Raw genomic sequence first — 24,804 nt, 5'->3', positions numbered from 1 at the left:
CCCCGCCGGTTGCGCCCGTTGCTCCTGCTGGCCCCGCCGGTCCAACAGCGCCGGCCCCGCCGGTTGCGCCCGTTGCTCCTGCTGGCCCCGCCGGTCCAGCAGCGCCGGCCTCGCCAGTGGCGCCCGTTGCTCCTGCTGGTCCCGCCGGTCCAACGGCGCCAGCCTCACCAGTGGCGCCCGTTGCTCCTGCTGGTCCCGCCGGTCCAACAGCGCCGGCCTCGCCCGTCGCACCAGTCGCGCCAGTTGCCCCAGCCGGTCCAGCTGGCCCTGGTGGTCCACCCTCTGGTCCTGTAGCACCTGTAGCACCCGCTGGCCCTGCTACCCCAGCTATACCTTGGATCCCTTGAGGACCTGCTGGTCCTTCTGGACCTTCAGGTCCTGGAGGTCCTGGAGGTCCATGATATTTTCCCATAGTCTCATCTCCTTATTATCAAACGTTATTCATCATATTAATATTTTAATAAGATAGACACAGTAAATACCTACTTAACTTAAAAATAGGTACATAGAAATCACCGAAATACTATTCTTCTATGTTGTTGTCCCATACCATTATGTCTTTGCTAGCATTAGATAATAAAAGAGATCAAAGGCTAGGGAGTGATAAGATTGCAGAGTCGCCCATTCGTAGGTATTTTGGTAACTAAAAGGTACAGTAGAAAAAGAATTTTGAAGCTTTACCAACGTTATCACCATCTGAAGCTGAATCTTTACGCCTTACTCCGGCAGATATTCTTTGGAAGAAGCGACGTATTATTGGACTTAGCTTGAACAAGGGCATCTGGAAACAAAGCCAGTTCCCATTTCCTGATGCCGTCTATAACCGCAGTTATAACAAAAAAACAATAAGTATTCGGCGCCTGGAGAAGGTGATTGGGAAAAACAAATGCTTCAACATTATCAATTTTTTTGATAAATGGGATCTCTATAAGCTATTAGCACCGTCGAATCTTAAAGCCTATGTACCAGACACATTTTTATATAATGAAGTGAATATATCCGAACTATTAGAGAAATATAAACTAGTTTATATTAAGCCAGCTTATGGATTTAAGGGGAAGTCTGTGTATCGGGTTGAGCTAACGGATCATGGAGATATTCACATCTCTTTGCACAGCTTGGCTCCAAGATATATTTGCAGAAAAAATGAGAGTATTAAGAACAAATTGGATAAGCTTCTCGGACATAACAAGTACATGGTTCAGCAAGGGATTCCTATGAGTCAGCTTGATCATCAATATTTTGATATCCGAGCCCTTGTTCAAAAAGGTATACTCGGAGAATGGACGGTTTCCTCCATGGCTTGTAGAGTGGCTTATGAAAATTACTTTAACACGAGTATGTGTGAAACTGTTCAGGATGCTGCGGAAATTTTGCCGCGAATCGTATCGCCGGAAAAAATGGAAGAAATCTTCCAAACTATTTATAAGGTAAGCATAGAGGCTGCACAAGAAGCGGAAACTCATATGGGTTCATTGGGAGAATTGAGTGTGGATTTTGTGCTGGACGAACAAAGAAAGTTGTGGATTATTGAGCTTAACGGAAAACCGCAAAAAGATATATATAAAGATCTTAAGTCTTTGAAACATGAAAAACTAATTTATAGTAGGCCCTTGGAATATGCTTATTATCTCTCTCAATTATGAGAATTTAGTTTGAATTTTTGCTTAAAGAGCATAGGGGCACGATCTTAATCATACTTGTCCTCGTCCATTCTGACCTGATTGTCAAGGATGAGTTCAGCTTCAGTCTCGAAATTTAAATGCAGCTCTGCGGGAAGCCTATCGGTAAGTTTTTGAACCACAGATAGCTCTAGGAAATCCTCCAATGTTTGCGGTCGTTGATCTAACCCATTTACCCACTCACGAACTGCATCGATAAATGTATAAAAAGAAGCTTCAAACTCATCAGCTGTGGCTTCTGCTTCGTCATGTCCCGCACCCGACATGGACTTCCAGTTTCTTAAAGCGGCATCTAATGTTTGTTCAACTTGTGTATTCATTTTAATCCTCCTAAAAACATTTTATTTAAGAATGACACACAAACCCACTTCTCTAAGCCTTAAGCCATCATCTACATTTTACAGGATTTATTAGGGACGTTACAGAGAAACTTATCATTTTGTAGATAAATCAGAAAACATGATTGAAGCCTGTCGCGGTTGAGGTGAAGTCTGTTGCCATAGAGCTAAGTCAATGTTTGGAACAACTTAAATGTCAATCCATCTAAACATTCAGTGATGCTTGTATTTTTAAGTTGAAATGACCATCCCCATTTATGGTAGTATGATGAATAGGGGGAGATGAATCTGCATGCCGACAATGAGATGGCGATATCGCAATTGGCCGATTGCCATTAAGCTTGTGTTTGCTTTTTCGGTTCTGATGGCCATTATTATTTCGATTATTGTAGTCAAATCTTACATGATTTATAAAAGCTCGATGGAAAAACAAATTGAGGAATATATTCCTCAGATGCTTCATCAAGTGAACGAACGCATAGATGCTTATGTGGAAGGAATGAAAACGATATCGAAATCGATCATCATTCCTCCGTATAATCGTCTGATGTACGAAGCGTTGGAGCATATGGAAAACTCGGACGATCCCACTAATCTAAGAGCTACTTTGAAAATGAATGAGGCACTTAGTTTCATTAATAATCGGCCGGATAAGTTTGTTTCAGGTGTGTTGTTTCATTTGCCTTCCGGAAATGTGTACATTCGCCAGCAGGATGGCGGCTTCTGGTCTGAAAATTCTGCAGAGGCGAAGTCCTGGTTTCAAAAAGACGCCTTCCTGTCTTTCGCTCCACTTGTGCTGGGAACGGTTGAGCTGAATAAATTTGATTCCGGCATTTTCGGTAATGAGCCTTATATGTTCTCCATCCTTCAGCCTATCCGCAAAGAGTATACAGACGAATTAGCAGGTATTGTTCAGATTATGGGTACGCTTAATCCCATTAAAGAAATTGTGAAGGGTATTCACTTTGGGGACGAATCGCTTTTATATGTAATTAACCAGCAGAATCAGATTGTATACTCTCCCGACTCCGGACAGCTCGGTAAGCAATGGGAAGCTTTCTACGGAGTGGACTGGTCTGAGGAGCCGCTTTATGATAATTCCAAGATGATGAAGCTGAACGACAAGCCATATTTGATCAGCTATAATCGCTCAGCCAGCAGTGAGTGGAAGGTCGTTGCTGTTACTCCCTTGGTTAATTTAAGTCAAGGTATCGGTTTGGTGAAGAAATGGATCGTAATATGGTTTGTATTCGGTTTGATTTCTGTTATTTTAACGACTCTAATGTTATCCTACAGCCTTACTAAGCCGCTGCGCAAGCTAACCAGACAGACGGAAAAGGTTGATTTCAATGGTCTGTTCTTTTTTTCCGGAAACGTTTATCAGGACGAAATTGGCCGGTTAACCTCAGCTTTCAATAGAATGCTGGAGCGTATTCGCAAACTGGTGGAAGAAGTGGTTCAGACCAAATTGCTGCATAAAGAAGCAGAAATTCGTGCTTTACAAAGCCAGATTAATCCCCATTTTCTTAATAATGTGCTGGAAACGATCCGAATGACGATTCGCCAGGGGCATAACGAGAAAGGCGAACAGGGACTAATTGCGTTAGGCGCCATTCTTCGTTACCACGCCGAGGATATGAAAGAGATGGTGACCCTGAAAAAGGAGATGGATTTCATCGAAAGCTTTCTTCGCATACAGAAGCTCAGATTCGGAGAGCAGCTTCAAGTGAAGATGGAGATGGATCCTGAGCTGGCGAACCAAATCATTCCAAGCCTGATCCTGCAGCCGCTAGTTGAAAATGCTATCATTCATGGAATGTCTCCGTATACATCTAACATTCGCCTGACGATTCGGATTAAGAAGCAAGACCATATGATGAGCTTCGCTATAATCGATGAAGGGAAAGGGATGAGCCCGGACAGGCTGGAGGAGGTTGTGGAATCGATGCATCAAAAGAGCGGCAAAGAAAGTCGTATAGGTATGTATAATGTATATCAGAGAATCCACTTAATTTATGGAGATAACAGTACCATGTTCATTGAAAGCATGGAAGGTTCAGGAACTATGGTTGTTTTGAAATTGCCGATGCATGAAAGGGAGGTGGCTGCACAGCATGAAAATAGTCATTATTGATGATGAGCTGGAAATAAGGGCAGGCTTGGCCCATATGCTCGATAACTTGGTTATAGATGGTGTGAGGTTAGAGGTTTTAGACACTGCTGGGGATGCTCTTGCTGCTTTGGATCTTTTGAATTCGCATGAAGCGGACATTCTGATCACCGATGTAAGAATGCCTGAGATGGATGGGCTTAGTTTGTGTGAAATTGTGCGGTACCGCTACCCCAATATGCAAGTCATTATTCTCAGTGGATACGGAGATTTCGAGTATGTTCGTAAAGCAGTCAGGCTCGGAACTATTGATTATTTGTTGAAACCAGTTGAGGAGGCTGAATTGCATACAGCTCTCAGACATGCGGTGAAGCAAAGCAACCATAAGCTTAGAAAAAGCCGCACGGTAACCCGTGAGGTTTTCGAGTCTTATGGATCGGGTTATAAGGTTGCGCTCTGCCTGGATCTTGACGATATTCATAACGAGCGGGCACTACAGATAGGCGGCGTGCAGACGTTGACCTGGTTGATGCAGAAAATTGTAGGAGAGCTTGCGGATGAGCTGGACCACATCTGTATGATTTCCGATACAAACAGACTCCAGTCCGGAAACCTGATGCTTGGTATAGTGGCGGATTCCTATGAGCAGGCAGAGCAGATTTCGCGTGAATTTTGCCATAGGTTTCAGGAGTTTTGGACCAAGGAAATTAAAATGACGGCAAGCTTTGGAGTTTCTCAACCTTTTGCACAGCCGTATCAAGATGTTTATCCTTATGATCAAGCCTGCATGGCGCTTTTTGGGCGTGTGCTCCACGGACCGGGGATTTATTATCAAACAGAGAGAAATACGACTGCTGATGCTTTCAAAATGGATCTTAATCCTCTTCGGACTGCCTGGGAAACGGCTAATCTCGAACTTTTGAATGAGCAGGTCAAGCTTTTGCTGGAAAATCTGCTAGCCAGTCGTCTAGAGGTTTATGTCATTAAGGGAATAGAAATATTGTTTCTATCTCAGGGAATGAGTGCTCATCATACGGCGATGTTAATTTCCAAGCTTTTCTGGATGCGAAGCGCGGAGGAAATGAAACAATGGGTGTTCAATGAAGTGAATGCCATTCTTGGCTCCGTTGCCTCGGAAAAGCTGGAAGGCCAAGTGCTTGTTGCGGCAAAAAGGTACATAAGGGAGCATCTGCATATGCCATTAACGTTATCTGATGTGTCCAAGGCGGCTTGTGTCAGTCCCCATCATTTGAGTCATTTATTTAGCGAGAAGGCAGGTGTTACCTTTGTTGAATATATGACTGAATTACGTGTAGAAGAGGCAAAGCGGCTGCTCCAAAATCCTGGTGCCAAAATTTATGAGGTCGGTGAGCAAGTAGGCTATCAGAACTGGAAGCATTTCAGCCGGGTATTTAAAGAGGTAACAGGGGTCAATCCGAACGACTACAAAAAGAAATATTCCGGCTAAGCAGCGGCCTGCAAATACCGCAAAATTTGATCCCTTTTCGCAAGATAGCCTGCTTTCTCCTTCCCCCTTTCCTTCCTATAATTAAGGATAGAAGGAGGTGAAAAATTGCAGATCACAACAAAAACATTAAAGGACATCAAGCGGTTTTGGTTTATTTACTTCATGATGATTCCTGCAGTTGCCTACTTTATTATATTTAAATATTATCCGATGGGGATACAGACGGTTCTGGCCTTCAAGAAGTATGAGCTGCTTGGAGGTGTGGCAGGGAGCCCTTGGGTAGGCTTTGACAACTTTACCTATTTGTTTAATAAATCTGATATTCCACAGGTTTTATGGAATACAGTATGGATCAGCATGCTGAGAATTGTTGCCGGTTTTTTTCCTCCGCTTCTGCTTGCTATCTTTTTGTTCGATTTACACAACAAGCGCTTGCGCAGAGTGAGTCAGACGATTTTGTATATTCCCCATTTTTTTTCATGGGTCATTGTATATGCGATCGTATTTGCCGTATTTTCTAACGAGGGAATGGTCAATCAATTTCTCGGACTGCTTGGCATCGGGCAGCAGAATTTCCTGATGTCACCTGATTGGTTCCGCAGCTTGCTAGTCGGCTCCGCCATATGGAAAGAGATTGGCTGGGGCACTATTATTTATTTAGCCGGTATGTCCATGACAGACCCTTCCTTGTATGAGGCGGCCAAAATGGATGGAGCGGGCCCCTGGACACGCATCTGGCACGTAACGCTGCCGGCAATTCGCCCTATTATCATCTTTTTGTTTACGCTGTCCTTGGGCGGAATATTGTATGCAGGAGGCGAGCAAATATTATTATTCTATAATCCTGCAACGATGAAGGTCGGGGATGTCATAGATACGTGGATTTATAGACAGGGATTGACGCAATTGCAGTACAGTCTGGGAGCAGCGATGTCGCTCTTTCAATCTCTATTGGGATTGATCCTGGTCATTGGGGCGAACACGCTGTCCCGTAAATATTCTGGAATCGGAATTTGGTAGGTGCAAGTATGAGAAAAATAAACGCTGAAAAAGCGTACCAATGGTTGTCCATCTGCGTTATTACTGTCATTTCACTATTGTCCTTGTACCCCTTGCTATATGTGGTGTCAATGTCGCTCGTTCATGAACAGGAATGGATTAAAAAGGGCGGCTTCATTCTATGGCCGGATTCTCCGACGCTGATCGCTTACAAACGATTGTTCAACGGACCCATTATTCTGCATGCACTTGGCATTAGTGTGCTGAAAACCATTGTTGGCACTATCGTAGTGATCGTGATGACGACAATCACGGCATATGCAGTATCGCGCAGCGGGTTGCCAGGAGGGCGTTTGTTATTGTTTGGGGTTGTTGTGACCATCCTGTTCAATGGTGGATTAGTCCCCACTTATCTGGTGATTAAAGAGTTGCACCTGCTTAACAGCTTCTGGGTGTTTGTTATCCCGGTAGCGATCGACAGCTGGAGTGTATTGGTGCTAAAGCAGTTTTTTGCGAATATTCCTAAAGAAATAGAGGAATCGGCAAGAATGGATGGAATCGGGGAATTTAACCTAATGATCAGAATTATGGTTCCTATGGCGGCTCCGGCACTTGCAGCTATTTCTTTATTCTCGGCAGTGGGTCATTGGAATTCCTGGTTTGACGCTTTGATGTATATAGATGAGAGAAATCTTATGCCGCTGCAGCTTATTTTACGAAATATGTTTGTAAATCCGCAGCTCGGCTTCGAGTTTAACCCGTCGCAACTGGTGAATCCAACTCAACGTGTTTCCATGGAATCCTTGAAAATGGCTGTAGCTGTGATCGGAACACTGCCCATTCTGTGTGTCTATCCATTTTTACAGAAATATTTTACAAAAGGTATGTATTTGGGAGCGGTTAAAGGTTAACGAATAGAAAAAGGGGAGAGATGAACATGGTTAAAAAAAGAATGGGTATGGTATTAGGCACCCTTATCAGTGCGGCTGTCCTGACCGCAGGATGTTCGGGAGGTCAAAGTAATCAAACGCCTACGCCTAAAGCGGGCACAACGGCTGAAGCAGGACTACAATCAGGAGATAAGAAGGAGGAGCCGGCAGCATCCAACAAGATCAATATCGAATTAATGGAGGTCGGCTGGTTTAACACACCAACGGATGATAACAACCCCAGGAAGAAATGGATAGACGAAAGGTATAATGTTGATTTCAAGCTGTTCGCATATCCGGGAGGAGATTTGGAATCAAAGCTGCTGGTTCGATTCGCTTCTGAGGAGCATCCTGATATGATCCATACGAATGACAAGAAGCTGGTAGACAAGCTTTACAAGCAGGGGGTTTTAATTGATGACTGGACACCCTATCTCGATAAATTGCCCAATCTGACGAAAGGGTGGACGGAACCATTGAAGTTATACGCCTCGATCGACGGAAAATTGGTGGGATTACCCCAAAAGGCAGGTGCCAATACCTGGACGATGATGGTCCGTCAAGATTGGCTGCAAAATCTGGGGCTTTCCAAGCCTGCTACGGACAAGGAACTGTTAGATGTGCTGCGGAAATTCACATTTAACGATCCGGATAAAAATGGTAAGAACGATACTTATGGAATTAGTTCGGCAGGATCTGGCAATACCATGGGAGAGATTACCCAGTTCGAAGCCATGTTCGGTCATTACAGTAATACAGGCTTCAGCGTAACAGAAGGTGGAAAGCTGGAGCACTCGATTACCAATGGCACGCATCATAAGTTTCTTGATTTTATGAGAACCGTGGTCAAGGAAAAGCTGATCGATCCCGACTGGTACACTCAAGGCTGGGAGCAGCGGAAACCGAGACTGTTCAGCGGCAAGATTGGTGTTGTCTATTATCCAAGCGCAATTGTGCAAGAAGCGGAGAATGCCAATGGTTTATCAGGCAGCACGATTGGCTGGTGGGATTCTGCACCTATGCCAAGCGGCGGGCCTGGCGGCGGCAAGCGTCCAGCTACCCCCATCGGAAACGGATTTCTAACCGTTTCCGCAAAGGCGGCGAAAGATCCTGAGAAGATGGAGCGCATCCTGCAAATTATCAATACAACAGCTTACCCATCGGATGAATATGATACTTTAAGATTTGGCATAGGTGTAAGTGGGCGAGAGATTAAAAACATCGAAGGCGGAGGCAGGTATGTTAATAATCTGGCTGATACCTATGCGGTTGCGCAGCCTGGGGTTATAGACTGGGGGGTCTGGATTTATAATGCGGAAGATGGCATGGTAGGTATCGATGGCGATGAGCCCGGGCAAGGCATCAAAAGAATGATGGAACTGGATAGAAAAGCATTGACTTACGAGTCTTACAGAAATTACGATGAATTGTTAAGCCTGAACACGCAAATTGTAACTGATTTGGCTAAAATCAGTCAGGAATTCGATATTTCCTATGTATTAGGTCAAGAAACTGACTATGCAGCCTTCGAGCAGAAATGGCTGAAAGAAGGCGGACAAAAGCTGATAGACGAGGCAACCGAACAGCTGGGAAAGTTGGATATGTTAAATGAATAACTTAAGGAACAGCGTTGTTGTTGAATCAGCAGTTTTTCATCTGGATCCGGAGAAGCAAGGAATGGAGCAACAATGGTTTTCCCCTGAGTACCCAAAACAGGATTGGGTGGGAGTTGAACTTCCAGGGGCATGGGACTTCTATAGCCCATCTTTGTGGAAATATGAAGGCATTGCCTGGTTTATGATGACTGTGTCAGGCGATCAGGTCAGTGAAGGGACAAGTCAGAGACTGCGCTTCGAAAAAGTGAGCGGGCATTCGAAAGTATGGATTAACGGTGTTTTCGTTGGCGAGCATATTGGCGGATATCTTCCCTTTGAATTCGAGGTTCATTCTTTACTGAGGCCGGGTTGTATGAATCAAATTGTCATATATGTGGACAATGAGCCCAAAAGTAATTGGCTGCCTGGAAATAGTGTTATCGAATGGATCCAATATGGAGGCATTTTACGACCGGTTTCGCTGATTACATCTCATTTAAGTTACATCAGCAATCTCGCCATTTCTACCAGTATCCATGAAAATGGAGGTAGAGTACGGCTGGATATCATGTTAACGAATGCATCCTCCCTTCCGTTTTCGGGTGAGATCAACGTGCAAATCCCTACAGCCGAAGCTATTTATTCAGCGCAAAGTCAGGTAACTTGCCAAGGTGACGGCTCCGAAACCAGCCATGTACTTATCGATATGCCTCATGCTCAATACTGGTCGCCTGATCACCCGAAGCTGTATGAAGTTCATGTGGAACTTAGAGATCCCGATGGTACACGGCTGGATAGCACGCAAGACCGCTTTGGAATAAGAACGGTTGAAGTGAATCAGCAAATGATCTTGCTTAATGGGCAGCCTTTACAGGTAAAAGGAGTAAACCGTTATGACGAGTTTTATGGATATGGGCCAGCCGCCCCGGATGAGGTCATAAGAGAAGATTTATTAAAAGCAAAAAGCACAGGTATCAACTTGATCAGAACCCATTATCCGCTCGATTCCCTGCAGCTTCGAATGATGGATGAGCTGGGTATTCTGGTTATGGAGGAAATTCCGTTAAATTGGTGGTTAAATCCATGGCATCCCAAAGGACAAAACAAAGAGGAATATAAGGATGAGATCATCGATCATGCAGAAGCCGCTCTGGTCGATATGATTGAGAAGCACTGGAACCATCCATGTGTCATCATCTGGAGTATGTGCAATGAGTCGGGAACCGATACTCCTTATGGCATCGAGGCGATGCGCAGATTAATGAGCAAAGCACGCCAACTTGATCCTACACGTCTCGTTACATTTGTTGCGGAAGGCAATAAGCCAGGACATTTGGCCTTTCATGAAGCCGATCTTGTTTGTATAAATCTATACTACGGTTCGATATATGAACCGCATGCTTCTGAGCTGAACCAGCTTGAACAATTAGCGCAACTACCTACGGCAGCCCACCTCCAACAAACAGTCCTTGAATTTCCTGACAAGCCTGTACTTGTTACTGAATTTGGATGTTTGGGCACTTCGGAAATAAAAGGGGAAATGCGTCATTCCGAAACCTTTCAGGCTCACTATATCAAAGCGGTCTGGGCAGCCATTTCCAGTGTTAAAGGCGTACAGGGAGGCATGCTTTGGTGCTGGGCGGATTATTATCATCGTGGAGAGTTTTGGGATGAACCCTGTGGTCTTTATGGCGTATTAACGGTCGACAGGAAGGAAAAAGAAGCGTACCACATGTTGAAATCACTTTATCTTCATCCATAGTCTGGAGGTCAAGTCATGAAAAAAATAGACATCAATCACATGATCGGAGACTGGGTAGGCGCAGATCTGGATTCACTTAACGAGCTTCAAGTGCAGCAAGAGCTGGATTATTACCGGATAGACAAAATAGTTGCTTATCATGCTATGGCCAGATCCTACAATCCAATTAGTGGAAATGAGCGTTTGCTGAAGCTGGCTCGATCTGACGGTTTTGAAAACATAATTCCCTGCCTCATCCTTTCTCCACATTACAAGTACGCCGTAGGGTGGAATGCTCTTGAAGAGCTTTTGCTGGAAGAGAAAATCAGGTTTGCCAAGCTTTGTCCGAAAGAACATGGATACTACTTGCATAGCAAGCATACCCATGAGCTGTTTCAGATAGCTTCGAAATTAAATATTCATTTGTTAATCGATTATGAAGACATTATTGATGCCGCGGGAACAGAACTGCCTGAGTTTGAAAACTTATTGCAGACCTTTCCTACGGTCAATGTCATCGTAACTGCCTTTCGTCATCGCCGAAATATGGTCATCTATACGTATATGGAAAGATTTCCGAATTTCTATACGGAGCTGTCCTTGTTTGATAACTGGCTTGCTTACGAAGAGCTGGTTAAGCGATTCGGCTCAGACCGCCTGCTGTGGGGCTCCAATATGCCATTTAATAAGCCGGGCTCGGCGATATCGATGTTATCGTATGCTGATATTTCTAAATCGGATAAAGAAAAAATTGCTTTCGGCAACTTGGAGCTTTTACTTCAGGGAGGTGTGTAAATGCTGCTTAGAGATTATGCAGAGGACGGATTGCCATTACAAAACATGCTGGTTATAGATGTTCATTGCCACCTCGGGTTTCCTGCAGACCCCTACGTTCCTTATCAGGACGAGGAAAAACAGCTGCTCTCTTTTAATCAAACGTTAAAACGTGTTGGGGTTGATTATTTTATCGTTTCCATGCTGCGTGCACTCAAATCCGGAGAACTCGAAGCCAATCTCGATTTGGCTCGTATGATGCATACAAACAGGAACATGCTGGGATATGTAACCTACATCCCTTTTTTGCAAGAAAAAAGCTTGGAGATAGCCGAACGCTGCTTCGTCATTTCAGACCGGTTTGTCGGTATGAAAATACATCCCGATCTTAACAAATATCCGATTAACGGACCTGCTTATAGGCCTATGTGGGAATTTGCCAATGCCAAGAAGCTGTTTGTACTTGTTCACACATGGGGACAAAGTGCTTATTCGAATCCTGTGCTTTTGCACGATATCGCCCGAATCTACAAGGATGTGAAGATCTTGATTGGCCATTCAGGCGGGGAAGGGGCTGCGATTATTACGGCAATTGATTTATCAAATCAATATGAGAATCTTTTTCTTGATTTGACTGGATCATTTATTTATTCAAGAAGAACGCTAGAAGATTTCGTTCGTTTGGCAGACCCGGATAAGCTGCTCTTCTCAAGCGACAGCACGTATAACAATCTTGCCTGGGAAATCGGGAATATTTTATACTCACGGGTCCCGGATGAGGTCAAAGAAAAGGTACTTGGTTTAAATGCAAAACGGTTGTTTCATAATTTCATATAATAGCCAGAGAAGCTTCATACCCTTCAGCATTCGCTGCAGGGTATGAAATTGAAAAGCGCAGACTATAGCTTTTGATCTTCGATTGTAAGCGCTATCAATTTGTGATGAAGGAGGTGAGTACCGTGTAAACAAACTGTAGAACGCCACCTGAAAACAAGGAAAAAAACTGCTTTCAAAAAACAGGAGGTAATTTATGAGAAAAATTATGTTTCAATTCGTTCTACTAGCTATTTTAGCTTGTTTTACGGGGCTGCCTTCAATTCAAGCGAGTGTTTCGCATGTTGATCCGTTTCCAATAGGAATATTTGTTGCTCCAGAGGCCACAAGCGATAAATATCAAGAAGTAAAAGACATGAATGTTACCTATATACTTAATAATGAAAGTGGGCTTGAGGGGAATAATGCTTCATTAGAACAATGCACAGCAGTTGGAATAAAGTGTATGGTGCACGACACAAGACTTATCATGCATCCATTCACTGTCGGGCAAACAGTTGCAGACGATGAGAGAGTTTTAAGTAATAGCAATTCCTTGGGACAAACAATTACAACTACATCAGATGATTTCACAGCAATCAATACAGTAGAACTATTTATAGATAAATCTGATTGGACAGAAGAAAGTACAGTTACATTAAGCATATATAACTCTACGAGCAAGACAACTTTATTGGGAAGTTCATCCGTTACAGGACCAGCTAGTCAAGATTACTTTGTTTTTAACATTTACAAATGGTTTTCTCCAAATACAACCTACTATATGGAGCTTACAAGTGATGGCCCGACACCTCTGAGTGTTAAATGGAGCTCATCTGATGTTTACAGTGGAGGTACGGCCTATGAGGCAGGTATTGCCCAAAGTAACCATGATATGTGGTTTAAAGTAAATTACAATCATAAAATTTATGAGGGTACTCCTCGTCCTACTACAGAAATGATTGACGAAATTGCCGATCTTTATAAGTCAAACCCTGCGCTTTTGGGGTACTTCTTTGTAGATGAACCTTCAACAAAGGGAATGACAGGGGCTCAGGCTACGATGGAACGTTTCAGACAGGCTGATCCCGATCACATGACATTAGCTAATTTGCTTCCCAACTATGCTTCTGCAGAACAACTTTTTAGAGAATCATACTCAGGAGATTTTGTGTCACCGGCCCAATCCTTGGGTCAGACCTTTAAGACAAATGCGGTAACTACATCTATTTCAACTATCCAACTAGCTGGTGGTACTCTATGGGGTTCCGGAGAAACATTAACGCTCAAATTATGGGATTCCCCGGCTAGAACAACACTTTTAGGCGAGGATACCATGGGGTCTTCGGGTACACTCAATCCGAAGTTTTCAATCAATGCGGCTGTTAGCCCCGATACAACTTATTATTGGGAGCTTACCCATAATGGAGAGGGAGTAGATAATTTAGTTGGATGGTTTCTTTATGGGGAAAATGGATCAGACTGGGAGAAGGACGGGTCTGGTTATAAAAACGGTATTGCGATGAATAGTGATTTCTGGTTTACTATCAACCAAGACATTGCGTTCCGTAGCTACGAGGATTATGTTTATCGTTGGGCTAATAAACGTCCCGATGTTCTAATGTTTGATTATTATCCTTATGGGCTGGGGGGCGGAATATATGAAGATGGATATTATGATAATCTGGAAATCATCCGTCGGCAAGCACTTGCAGCGAAGATTGATTTCTGGTCGTTTATACAATCAGTAGGTATGGAAGGATCTCTTAGACAGCCTAACGAAAATGAACTGAAGTATCAGGTTTATACCAATCTTGCGTACGGTGCAAAGGGTCTTAATTATTTTCTTTATCAAAATTGGGAAGCATCAGGATTTGTTGAGGGACTCATCCTTCCTGATGGATCAAAAAGTGCATTATACAATTCTGCCAAAAATATAAATGCAGGTGTGCTCAAGCTTGGACCGACGCTGCTCGGATTAAAATCGGAGGCTGTTTATCATACGGGAACAAGACCGCAAGGGACCAAGGCAGTTCCGACAGATTTCTTTTGGCAGCCAGCCGATTCCAGCCAGCCGATGATTGTCAGCTCATTTACGAATGAGAGCGGCCGCAAATATGTGATGGTCGTGAATCGGGATATTCAAAATTCTCGTATGATGGCCTTCTCCCTTCCGTCCAAACCTGGTTCAGTGAAAGAAGTTTCGAAGGTCACAGGAGGAGAGACCAGCACAAATTACAACAGTATGGCTGGGACGCTATCTGGCAGCTTTGCTCCGGGTGAAGGCAAATTGTATGTGCTGGATGATGAAACTGGTGACACAAATGTAACTTCCTTAACGACTGATGTGAGTTCAATATATGGAAATACAAGCTTTAAGGTGACATATGGCTTGGAAAGTGTGACTCAGAATGTGTATGCTCAGGAAATTAAATTCACGTACGATCCTGCAATTCTAGAATTTATGTCGGCAGCGTCTATCAAAGAGGGGGTTGGCCTTCTCGAGATTGTGAAAGAGCCGGCTGGAACAATTCGATTAATTTTGGCTAGCGAGGGGCCGGGGAATGCAGTTACAGGTCAAGCTCCCATCGTGGAGCTGACGTTCAGATCGAAGTATGTTGGGCAGAACACAACAAGTGAAATCTCGATCACAAGTGCTACTTTGGCAGATAGTCAAGGTGTCGAATATGATGCTGCTTTGTCTTCCGTCAACATTCAAGTTACAGTGGATGGCATCTATGGTGACTTCAATCATGATAACAAAGTGACCATAGGTGATTTAGCCATCCTAGCCGTCAATTACGGCAAAGACACCAGCAGTTCGGATTGGGAGCAAGTGAAACGGGCAGATCTGAATGGAGATGGCAAAATCGACATCGAGGATTTAGCTGCACTTGCCAAGAAAATTATAGAATAAATGATAGTTGGAGGTATGTTCGAACAGGAGGAGTCATTCTCCTGTTCGGCATAAGTGTAGGTGCATAAGTATCAGTAAGTATGAAGTGAAGGAGGCGGTATGATTTTGCATAAAAGAATAAGTTTGTTACTGATTGTGCTGCTTTGCTGGCCGACGCTGTTCCTTACAATGGCAAACGCTGAAACAGCTCCCATTTTTCAGCTTGAGGGAAATAAACCAGCTGATGGCAAAATTACAATGACCATGAGTGGGAAAAACATTGTTGATTTATATGGATACGAAGCCAGATTTTCTTTTGACCCTGATAAGCTTGAGCTGTTGGAGGCCAAATCTAATCTGAAAGGTTTCTCGGTTTCGCCCATCATCAAAAACAACGAAATTATCGTTGCTCATACGAAAATCGGGGATGTGCTGGGAGAAAGCGGAAATCTTACAATAGGCACCCTGACGTTCAAAATCAAGAAAGGCGGGGAATCGTCTGTAAGATGGGAGGCTATCAAAGTGGTCACTCATAAATTAAGCAGCACAACAACTACCATCGGGAAAAGTGTTGTTGTAAGTAACCCGGTGAGTAAAACGTTCGTAGATTTGGTTGGACATTGGGCTAAGGAAGATATTGAGCAGCTTGCATCGATGGGAATCATCGAAGGTATGGATGACAAGCATTTCGTGCCAGAAGCCAAGGTGACAAGGGCTCAGTTTGCTGCGATGATAACAAGAGCATTAAATCTGAAGGCGGCTGTCATTGAAAGCCCATTTACTGATGTTTTACCCAATTCATGGTATGTAGGGGTTGTGAGTGGTGCTTACTCAGCTGGAATCATCAAGGGGATAACGGATAATAGCTTCGCACCGGAGCAGCCTATTACAAGGGAAGAAATGACGGTCATGCTGGTGAGAGCAGGTAAGTATATGTCCGGGGAGACATTCAAGGAAATAGTCTCAGCAGATTCTATGGTATTTGTGGATGTGCAGCACATAAGCGAATGGGCGATCAAGGAAGTTGAGATCGCTGTTCGTGTAGGAATCATGAATGGCAGAACTGGCAATAAGTTCGTTCCTCAGGATCGGGCAACTAGGGCCGAAGCGGCTGTGGTGGTTAAGAGACTGTTATCCGTATTGGGTCAACTTTAAGTCCGCACCAAAGCGAATGGCTCCAAAACCTGCATACGTTACAAGTTTAATAGGGGCGGTCTGAAGAGGGGAGAATGGATGCAAAAGAGGAAGCGGCGCCATTTAAGGCGTGCTGCTCCCTCTTGATTTATGTAACCTACTCAGCAGCAAGCTTAACAACAGCCTGCAGGGCAACATGTATTTCACGCTCTACGGCTTGAGCGACAATGTCGGTGTGAGGATTGTACTCCTTGGCAAGGTCGGCATCGGCGAATCCGTCGAGCACGAGAATGGCGCCTGCGCGGATGCCTCTTAATGAGGCAATCACATAGAGTGCTGCAATCTCCATCTCGACCGCCAATACGCCGGCTTGCTTGTATTTCTTGTGGGGGATTTCTTCTACACCGGCAAAAAAAGCATCCAAAGTTACCGTAATTCCTTTGCGAACGAGACCATCTGTTTCCAGTGCTGATGCGTACAGCGCATCTACGACTTGGCTATCCGCCACAGCGGGATAACCTTGAGGCACAAGCTGATAGGTCAGGCCTTCTGCTCTGACTGCAGCGGTGCTGACAACAAGGCTGCCAGCAGGAAGCTCAGCAAAATAAGAGCCTGCTGTTCCGACGCGGATGATGGTCTTGGCTCCAGCGCGAATCAGCTCTTCGAAGCATACGGCAGCACCGGGTGAACCGACTCCATGGCTGGTCACAGCTACAGGAACGCCTTGAATTTCACCGGCGAAAGTGCGGTACTCCCGGCTGAATGCCAGCTCTCTGGCAGAGTCGAGCTTTCGTGAGATGATTTCGGCGCGCTGCGGGTCTCCACAAACGATTACATAATCAGGGATATCCTCAGAGTGAACTTGCAGGATAGGCATTAGCATATTAATCATACTCCTTTTTTGTCCATTCATCTTCTGGAATCGGGAGCGCTTCTCCAGAGAAGCGCTGTTCCCGGAAAGGATCGGCGTAATTATGGAAGCCGTTCCTCTCCCAGAAGCCGGGGCGGTCCTCTTTCATAAACTCAATGCCGGTGAGCCATTTGGCACTTTTCCAGAAGTATAGATGGGGAATAACGAGGCGAAGCGGCCAGCCATGCTTATCGGTTAGCGGCTTACCGTTATAGGTATGGGCCAGCAGGATGTTGTCCTGAAGTAAATCGTCTAGCGGTACGTTGGTCTCATAATCAGAGTCAGCATGGAACATCACGTACCTGATGGATTCTTTGTCGTAATGGATGCCCGCAGCACTGAGAAAATCCCGGAACAACACACCCTCCCATACGGTATCAAATTTCGACCATCGTGTTACGCAATGAATGTCACAGTTGATGCGGGTTTGCGGTAATGCCATAAGCTCGGCAAAAGAGAAAGTTTTCGCTTCCTCCACTTCTCCGAACACACGCAGCTCCCACTTCTCGATATCATATTCAGGCACGTCGCCCTCATGAAGAATCGGAAATCGCTCGGTGGCAAATTGACCTGGTGGTAAGCGCCCCTCAAGATGCTGATCGGCTTCTTTGACAGGCAGTGCTTTTGCTTTCTTCAGTCTTTCCGCTTTATCCAGCATGGTTAGAGGCCCCTTTCTTCTTAGCATCTCTGCATTCGCTCATTCGTGCACGCTTCGTACTCTTTCTCCATTGCGTCTATCGCGTACTTTTCATGATAGTCTCAACATCTCTGCATCTTAACGTGAGCTGCCGTTCGACTTACGGGCATCCTGCATATAACTGCTGCCCTTGAAAAAGAACATCGCAATAAGCGTCACTACATAAGGCAGCATCTGTGTGAAATTAGTAGGTAAGGAGAAGCCTTGCAGCCTAGTGCTGACCGCATCCATGAATCCGAACAGCAGACTGGATGCTGCCACCCCAAGTGGGTTAGACTGTCCAAGCATGGTCGCGACAAGAGCGATGAACCCTCTGCCTGCGGTCATTCCTTCTGTGAACATGGTAACTTGTCCGAGTGAGAGCTGCGCTCCGGCCAGTGCACAGAGAACTCCGCAGATCATGACGGCTGTATACTGCATGCGGCGAACGGGAATGCCTAAGCTTCGTGCGGCAACCGGGTTCTCGCCAGCAGCCAGGAAACGGAAGCCGAGTATCGTTTTGAAAAAAATCAGATGAAGGGCAACCGCTATGACAAGTCCGAGATAGACTAAAGGAGAGTGACCGGACAAGATGTCGCCTAGGACCGGAATATCCTTGATCCATGGAATTTCCCACTTCGGGAGTCCTATCATATCTTTGTTAAAGTATGCCCCTTTTACATGAAAGATTGCCTTCAAGCTAAAGGCAGTTAAGCCAAGCGCCAGAAAATTCAAAGAAATACCTACGATAATGACGTTTGCCCGCAAATGAATACTTAAATAGCCGAAGAGAAGGGAGAATAAGGACACGCACAGGATCGAAAATAACACGGCCAGCCATACGTTTCCGAGCAAGTGATTGCCGGCAATAGCGGAGAAAGCCCCGATGAGCATAAGTCCTTCCAAGCCTACATTAAACAGTCCGACTCTGGCACACAGAGCCCCTCCCAAAGCTGCCAGGAGGATTGGCGCCACAATCCGGAGAGTAGCGTTGAATAAAGTAACATCAAATAGTTGTTCCATCGGCACCTTTCTCCTTTCTTCTTTTCAGGAAGGAGTAACTGAACTTCACGGATACGAACAGGATCAGGACGGCCTGTATGACACTGGATATTTCCAGAGGCACATCTGTATTTCGCTCCACACCCATGGCTCCAGTCTGCAGGGCAGCAAGGAATATCGCAGCTATGGCAGTACCGATTGGATGTGAACCAGCCAATAAAGTGGCCATAATGCCTGTCCAGGCATAGCCGGAGGAGCTGAGCACACCATCAATATAACGATATTGCGAGCCCAAGGCTTCCGCAGCACCGGCAAGTCCTGCCAACCCTCCGCTTGCGAACATGGTCGTCAGCATCAAGCGGCTCCGGTTTACCCCGCCATAAGCTGCGAACAAAGGATTTTTGCCAAGCATTCTCACTTCGTAGCCGGATACGGTTGCTTTTATAAATATATATAGCAGTATAGCCGCGGCAGCAGCGATAATAAACCCGGCATGCAGGCTCATACCAGCGAACAGCTTGGGCAGCCAGGCCTCTTTGCCAATCATAGCTGTCTGAGACATCGCGGCTGATCCTGTTTTGTCCTTCAGTGGATAGGCAACGAGATACCCGGCAAATAACACAGCTATATAATTCAGCAGTAAGGTTGTTATTAATAAATTCATTCTGAATTTGGCATCCAGCCACCCGGCGAATGTGGACCACAGTCCTCCGCTGATCATTCCGGCTGCTAAAGCAGCAATCATTCGTAGCCAGCCTGGTCCAGGCAAGTACAGCGCAGTTAGCGCAGCTGTCAGTGCGCCGAAAACCATCTGCCCTTCAGACCCGAGGTTAAAAAAGCCCGCCCGGAAGGCGACAGCTACACCAAGTCCGACGAGAATGATGGGAGTGGCCCGATTCAGTGTATTCGTGAAAAAATAAAAGCTGCCAAACGCACCCTTCCACATTTCAGTGTAGGTTTCGACTATAGAACCGCCGATAATGAGGATGGCAATTGATCCTGCCAATAACCCTACAGCTATGGCTAGAAGCGGGTGCATAATGACCGGGATATAGCTTCTAATTCTAGCCAATTTGTCCACCTCCGGCCATTAACAGGCTGATTTTCTCTTCCGTGATATGCTCTGATGACAGCTCGCCCGTTACGCGTCCTTCGAACATCACAAGAATGCGGTCGGATAATTTAATAATTTCCGAGAGCTCTGTAGAGAGCAGCAGAATCGCTGTTCCTGTGTCGCGCTTCTTCAGTAATTCTTCGTGGATCAGCTCCATGGCGCCAACATCCACACCGCGGGTGGGTTCGGCAGCTATTAATAATGAACTGTCTTGAGCAAGTTCGCGGGCCACGATCAGCTTCTGCAGATTTCCGCCGGATAAATAGCGTACATCTGCATCGATGGATGCGGTTTTGACAGAGAAGCGGTCTACCCAAGCTTGTACCATACGGCGAATGCCAGCAGACCGCAGTAGACCGAAGCGCTGGTGCTGCTGCTTATGCTGATGCCCCATCAAACCCGTCTCAACCAGGGTGGATTCGGCTGCTGCGCCCCACTGATAGCGATCCTCTGGAATATGCGCTATGCCTTTTTCCCGTATCGTCCTCACAGAGGCATTTGTAATATTTTCATCTGCAAGCAGAATCTGGCCTTCATCTATACGACCTAAGCCTGTAATGGCTTGAATCAGCTCGGATTGACCATTACCGGAAATACCAGCAATGCCAACGATTTCACCTGCCTGGACAGCAAAATTCACCTGATCCAATACAGGCTTTCCTTTTACGCCCCGAATGGAAATGTTCTCGACTGAAAGTACCTTTTTACCTGGTTCAGTACCACTATTTACGGATTGCATAAGCTCTCTGCCAACCATCATGCGGGATAGTTGCTCAACATCGGTATCACTAGCACGGACCGTGCCTGTAATCTGGCCATCGCGCAATACGGTAATCCGATCGGCTACTTCCAATATTTCGTTCAGCTTATGACTGATGATAATAATGCTTTTGCCTTGCTCGGACAGCTTTTTAATAGTTTGCAACAGCTCTTTAATTTCAAATGGAGTGAGCACTCCGGTAGGTTCATCCAAAATAATAATATCTGCACCCTGATGCAGCACTTTTAATATTTCCACTCTTTGTTGAATGCCGAGCGGGCAATCACTTACCTTGCTCCATGGGTCTACGGGCATGCCATACTGCTGACTAAGCTCTTTCACCTTAGCTGCTGCGGCGCTGCGATTAAATTTGACACGGGAGCCAGGCTCATGCCCAATGACAATGTTCTCGGCAATCGTGAACGACTGGAACAGCATAAAATGCTGGTGGACCATCCCAATGCCGCTGCGTATTGCCTCTGAAGGAGTAGAGAACACCTTCTGTTCCCCGCGAATACGTATCGTACCGAAGGTTGGCTGCTCCATGCCATACAAGATACGCATCAATGTCGTTTTGCCGGCACCGTTCTCTCCAACTATGGCGTGTACTTCGCCTGCTTCCAGGGTGAAATGAATGTCCCTGTTTGCGGTAAAGCTGCCATAGAGCTTCGTAATCTTATCCATTTGCAGCATGGTACCCTCGGGCCTCCTTCACTTACATCATGAGGAAACCGGCTGCATGGTTGCAGCCGGTCTTATTTCTCATGAATGATGGTTGATCTAACGGTCTATTCCAGTGTTGGATCTTTTAAAACGATTTTACCAGAAATGATGTCCTCTTGAATAGCTTTTACTTTATCTACCACTTCTTGTCCGATAAAGCTGCTCAGCGGGGATTTGCTCTCTCTCGTAATGAAAGTGATGCCAACCCCATTTTCCTTCAAGCCGTAGTCAACAACACCAAAGGTTAATTTACCATTTGCAAAATCCTTCACAGTTTCATAGGCAACCGTATCCGTACCTTTTAATTGGGACAATACAATGTGCTCAGGGTCTGTTACTGTGTGATCAATATCTTGTCCAGAAGTGTAGAAGCCCTTCTCTTTAGCAGCTTCGAACACGCCTAAATCACCAACTGCTGAAGCTCCAGCAATAAAGTCGGCTCCATTAGCAAAATGAACAAGTGCAAGCTCTTTCGCTTTGGCCGGATCCGTAAAGCTTCCTACATAATTAACGGAGAACTTGGCATCCGGGTTCGTTGATTTCAGACCCAGATCGAAGCCTACTGTGTATTTTTTCAATAAAGGAGCATCAATGGCAGCAACCATGCCGACAACATTGGTTTTTGTTGATAACCCGATAGCAGCACCTAGCAGGTAGGAAGCTTCATATTCTCTGAAGGCAACACTTCGGACATTGGGTGCATCTACGACTGTATCAATGATCGCGAATGACTTGTCAGGATTTTCAGCAGCGACCTTGGTCAGCGCATCTACAGCAGTGAAGGCTGCAGTAATGATCAGGTCGTACTTTTCAGCTACTGTTGCACGCAGGTTTTGTTCGAAAGATGCGACATCAGCAGATTCGATGGTTTTAACTTCAACATTAAACTCTTTGCCGGCTTTCTCCAAGCCTTCAACCATTAATTGAAAGAAAGGGTTAACTCCGATTTTCTCCGGCAATACAAGAGCAACTTTCTTAGACGCTTCTTTCGCAGGTTCTGGCGAAGCTGTATGGGTAGCCGCGTTAGTAGGTTGCGGGCTTGCACTATTTGTATTCTCCTCTTTCTTGCTGCCACAGCCTGCCAACAGCACTAGAAATAGAACAAACACTATTGAATATACAACTGACTTTTTCATGCGTATTTCTCCCCTATTCATTTATAAGTATGAAGTTAATCCTAGTAGATCGCTCGGCTTTTGTCAAAGGTTATTTTTGTGATAGCGCCATCATTTACAAGAAGAAATTACCATTGACATCAAGGTTTTGCGGGTGATATGATACATTCCATTATACATTCCCGATTAATCATGTCGGAATTATTTTATACTATTTTACGGGGGTAATGTTCATGACAAGAGTACACGCTTCATACACGAAACTGCTAGTGGCACTCCTCTTATCAGTTTCTCTTATTTTCTCACAGCAAGCTGCTTTTGCCGCTCAGCCTTTGGCTTCTTCACCAGCTGATGGTGCTGCAGAATACAAGCAATTCCTACAGGAGAAATTTGACATCAGTCTCGCAGGCTCCATAACCAAAGGGGAGTTCATTGAAGCCGTTGCCAAGGCTTTGAATTATAAGCCATCTGGCGAAGCCGTTACCTTTGATGATTTGAAGGCAGACAGCCCACTTTTCTCTTCGGCAGCAGCCTTATATGAGAATGGGATTCTGGAAGGCCCTGGTGTTCAAGGCGAGCAAGTTTTAACTAAATCTGTAGCAGTCTCCATTGCTGTAAGAGCAGCTGAAATCAAGGAACTGGCCTATACATATCCTGTTGAAAAAGTGAACAGTGCGCTAAGCCATCTACAAGTAACCAGCAGTGGTCTGAGCAAACATGTAGCTCAGGAATTAGCTGCTGCAGTGGATACAGGTTTGCTGCCGGGTGAATTCTACAACAGCTTCAAGCCTGGAAGTGCAGCTGACGAACAATTGGTGAATGTATTACTAGGGAAAATTCTAGTTACTAAAGGTCTTTACAAAAAGTATCTAGGATACATTAGTGATGCAGATATTTATGCCAAGCTGAGCAGTGCTTATCAGACCTCCGATATTATCGATGCACCTAAGCTGCAGACTCTGGTGAATACAGCCTTGGAGCAAGAATTAATCACAGGCTATAACATAAAGGATTCACGCTTTGAGCCTAATTTTATACCTTCGTTGTCATTAATTTATGGACACTCCAATTTTAAACATGCTGTACAGCTTATCGGACTGCTGCGCAGTGAAGGTCTGGATGCGAAAGTACAATTCGAGCCTAAGACATCAGCTTTCATTCATCTTGCAGAGTGGGGCGATCCGGGTCCAAATGTGGTAAAGATTGCGAATGGCAACTACATCGCTTATGCGAAAGAATATGATCTTGAATTTGAATTCTCAACAGTAGCAGATAAAGCCGCTTTTCAAAATGTAATTCTCACGTACGCCAAGAAAAATGTGAAGGATCAGACAGGTCTGATCGCCAGCTCCTGGTGGCAGCCGCTTTATTATTCCTCTACAGAATTGAAGGATTACGAAGTGATTACGAACAATTTTATTACGGATAAAGACAGCCCTTATACAGTAAATCCATTCTCGCTCAACGAGGATTCCGCCAAGGTTGTAGCGGGCTTGAAAGCAATCGATCCTGATGCTGTCATTACACCATTCCAATTCTGGGTGGATAAGCCTTTCTTTAACTACTTGCATGGTGAAGCCCTGTAAGGTGCGCCATTTCTAATAAATAGCCCTGACCGCTTTGTAGACGGTTGGGGCTGTTTTGACTGTCAAAGTAGGTATGAATAATAACACACACTAAGCAACACGTAACAGAAAAAGCAGCGCAACTAAGTAACACAAAAAGAAGCGTAACTAAGTAACCCATAAGCAGCGCATCTAAGTAACCCAAAAAGCAGTACAACTAAGTAACCCAAAAAGTAGCACAACTAAGTAACCCAAAAAGCAGCACAACTAAGTAACCCAAAAAGCAGCGTAACTAAGTATCCGATAAAGCAAGCGCAACTAAGTAACCCAAAAAGTAGCAAAACTAAGTAACATAAAGCAGTACAACTAAGTAACCCATAAGCAGCGCACCTAAGTAACCCAAAAAGCAGCAAAACTAAGTAACCCATAAAATAGCGGAACTAAGCAACACAAAAATGAA

General features: G+C 45.0%; 19 protein-coding genes and 1 pseudogene. 12 read left to right on the top strand and 8 right to left on the bottom strand.

All coding sequences use genetic code 11. From position 1 onward, the window contains the following. Positions 1–412: pseudogene (locus tag J2Z66_RS18715) on the bottom strand (collagen-like protein); the annotation flags it as partial. Positions 413–767: 355 nt separating this feature from the next. Between J2Z66_RS18715 and J2Z66_RS18710 the strand changes: the two are divergent. Continuing rightward, positions 768–1,646: a YheC/YheD family endospore coat-associated protein gene (locus J2Z66_RS18710; RefSeq protein ID WP_209973088.1), complete on the top strand. Its 879-nt coding sequence runs from the start codon at positions 768–770 to the stop codon at positions 1,644–1,646. A 44-nt stretch (positions 1,647–1,690) separates the two neighbouring features. Here the strand turns inward: J2Z66_RS18710 and J2Z66_RS18705 are convergent, their stop codons facing one another. Continuing rightward, positions 1,691–2,002, bottom strand: coding sequence for a hypothetical protein (locus J2Z66_RS18705; RefSeq protein WP_209973087.1), 312 nt, complete (start codon positions 2,000–2,002; stop codon positions 1,691–1,693). A gap of 310 nt (positions 2,003–2,312) precedes the next feature. Between J2Z66_RS18705 and J2Z66_RS18700 the strand changes: the two genes are divergently transcribed. The 10 genes from J2Z66_RS18700 (at position 2,313) to J2Z66_RS18655 (ending at position 16,500) form a co-directional block, all read left to right on the top strand. Continuing rightward, a complete protein-coding gene (locus J2Z66_RS18700) occupies positions 2,313–4,154 on the top strand; it encodes a cache domain-containing sensor histidine kinase (RefSeq protein ID WP_209973085.1) in 1,842 nt (613 codons plus the stop codon). After that, positions 4,135–5,598: a response regulator transcription factor gene (locus J2Z66_RS18695; protein WP_209973083.1), complete on the top strand. Its 1,464-nt coding sequence runs from the start codon at positions 4,135–4,137 to the stop codon at positions 5,596–5,598. Before J2Z66_RS18700 ends, J2Z66_RS18695 begins: the two co-directional genes overlap by 20 nt. Positions 5,599–5,703: 105 nt before the next feature. Further along, positions 5,704–6,618, top strand: coding sequence for an ABC transporter permease (locus J2Z66_RS18690; protein ID WP_209973082.1), 915 nt, complete (start codon positions 5,704–5,706; stop codon positions 6,616–6,618). Positions 6,619–6,626: 8 nt separating this feature from the next. Then, on the top strand, positions 6,627–7,508 hold the full coding sequence (locus J2Z66_RS18685; RefSeq protein WP_209973080.1) for a carbohydrate ABC transporter permease: 882 nt from the start codon (positions 6,627–6,629) through the stop codon (positions 7,506–7,508). A 26-nt stretch (positions 7,509–7,534) separates the two neighbouring features. Further along, positions 7,535–9,142 (top strand): extracellular solute-binding protein, encoded by a 1,608-nt coding sequence (locus J2Z66_RS18680; RefSeq protein ID WP_209973078.1) that lies wholly within the window; start codon positions 7,535–7,537, stop codon positions 9,140–9,142. Then, a complete protein-coding gene (locus J2Z66_RS18675; protein WP_209973076.1) occupies positions 9,135–10,883 on the top strand; it encodes a glycoside hydrolase family 2 protein in 1,749 nt (582 codons plus the stop codon). Before J2Z66_RS18680 ends, J2Z66_RS18675 begins: the two co-directional genes overlap by 8 nt. Before the next feature lie 15 nt (positions 10,884–10,898). After that, positions 10,899–11,657 (top strand): amidohydrolase family protein, encoded by a 759-nt coding sequence (locus J2Z66_RS18670; protein ID WP_209973074.1) that lies wholly within the window; start codon positions 10,899–10,901, stop codon positions 11,655–11,657. Next, positions 11,658–12,473, top strand: coding sequence for an amidohydrolase family protein (locus tag J2Z66_RS18665; protein WP_209973073.1), 816 nt, complete (start codon positions 11,658–11,660; stop codon positions 12,471–12,473). Between the two features lie 193 nt (positions 12,474–12,666). Further along, entirely contained in the window at positions 12,667–15,366 is a 2,700-nt protein-coding gene (locus J2Z66_RS18660) for a cohesin domain-containing protein (RefSeq protein WP_209973070.1), read from the top strand. A 105-nt stretch (positions 15,367–15,471) separates the two neighbouring features. After that, a complete protein-coding gene (locus tag J2Z66_RS18655; protein WP_209973069.1) occupies positions 15,472–16,500 on the top strand; it encodes an S-layer homology domain-containing protein in 1,029 nt (342 codons plus the stop codon). 136 nt (positions 16,501–16,636) lie between these two features. Here J2Z66_RS18655 and J2Z66_RS18650 read toward each other — a convergent pair whose 3' ends face one another. The 6 genes from J2Z66_RS18650 to J2Z66_RS18625 all read right to left on the bottom strand — a co-directional run bounded on the left by J2Z66_RS18650 (position 16,637) and on the right by J2Z66_RS18625 (position 22,800). After that, positions 16,637–17,362 (bottom strand): nucleoside phosphorylase, encoded by a 726-nt coding sequence (locus J2Z66_RS18650; RefSeq protein WP_209973067.1) that lies wholly within the window; start codon positions 17,360–17,362, stop codon positions 16,637–16,639. Position 17,363: 1 nt separating this feature from the next. Then, on the bottom strand, positions 17,364–18,047 hold the full coding sequence (locus tag J2Z66_RS18645; RefSeq protein ID WP_209973065.1) for a sulfite oxidase-like oxidoreductase: 684 nt from the start codon (positions 18,045–18,047) through the stop codon (positions 17,364–17,366). 117 nt (positions 18,048–18,164) lie between these two features. Then, a complete protein-coding gene (locus tag J2Z66_RS18640; protein ID WP_209973063.1) occupies positions 18,165–19,088 on the bottom strand; it encodes an ABC transporter permease in 924 nt (307 codons plus the stop codon). Beyond that, entirely contained in the window at positions 19,072–20,106 is a 1,035-nt protein-coding gene (locus J2Z66_RS18635; RefSeq protein WP_209973136.1) for an ABC transporter permease, read from the bottom strand. Before J2Z66_RS18635 ends, J2Z66_RS18640 begins: the two co-directional genes overlap by 17 nt. A 25-nt stretch (positions 20,107–20,131) precedes the next feature. Further along, the gene (locus J2Z66_RS18630) at positions 20,132–21,634 is read right to left on the bottom strand and encodes an ABC transporter ATP-binding protein (protein WP_209973061.1); all 1,503 of its coding nucleotides are present in this window, start codon (positions 21,632–21,634) and stop codon (positions 20,132–20,134) included. 95 nt (positions 21,635–21,729) lie between these two features. Next, positions 21,730–22,800, bottom strand: coding sequence for a BMP family protein (locus J2Z66_RS18625; protein WP_209973059.1), 1,071 nt, complete (start codon positions 22,798–22,800; stop codon positions 21,730–21,732). Between the two features lie 212 nt (positions 22,801–23,012). Between J2Z66_RS18625 and J2Z66_RS18620 the strand changes: the two genes are divergently transcribed. Continuing rightward, entirely contained in the window at positions 23,013–24,365 is a 1,353-nt protein-coding gene (locus tag J2Z66_RS18620; protein ID WP_209973056.1) for a hypothetical protein, read from the top strand. Positions 24,366–24,804: the final 439 nt, after the last annotated feature.

The organism is Paenibacillus eucommiae (assembly GCF_017874215.1).
In the GTDB taxonomy this organism is placed as follows: Bacteria; Bacillota; Bacilli; order Paenibacillales; family NBRC-103111; genus Paenibacillus_AI; species Paenibacillus_AI eucommiae.
Note: the sequence above shows the minus strand (reverse complement) of the source record. Positions and strands in the feature narration are given on the sequence as shown.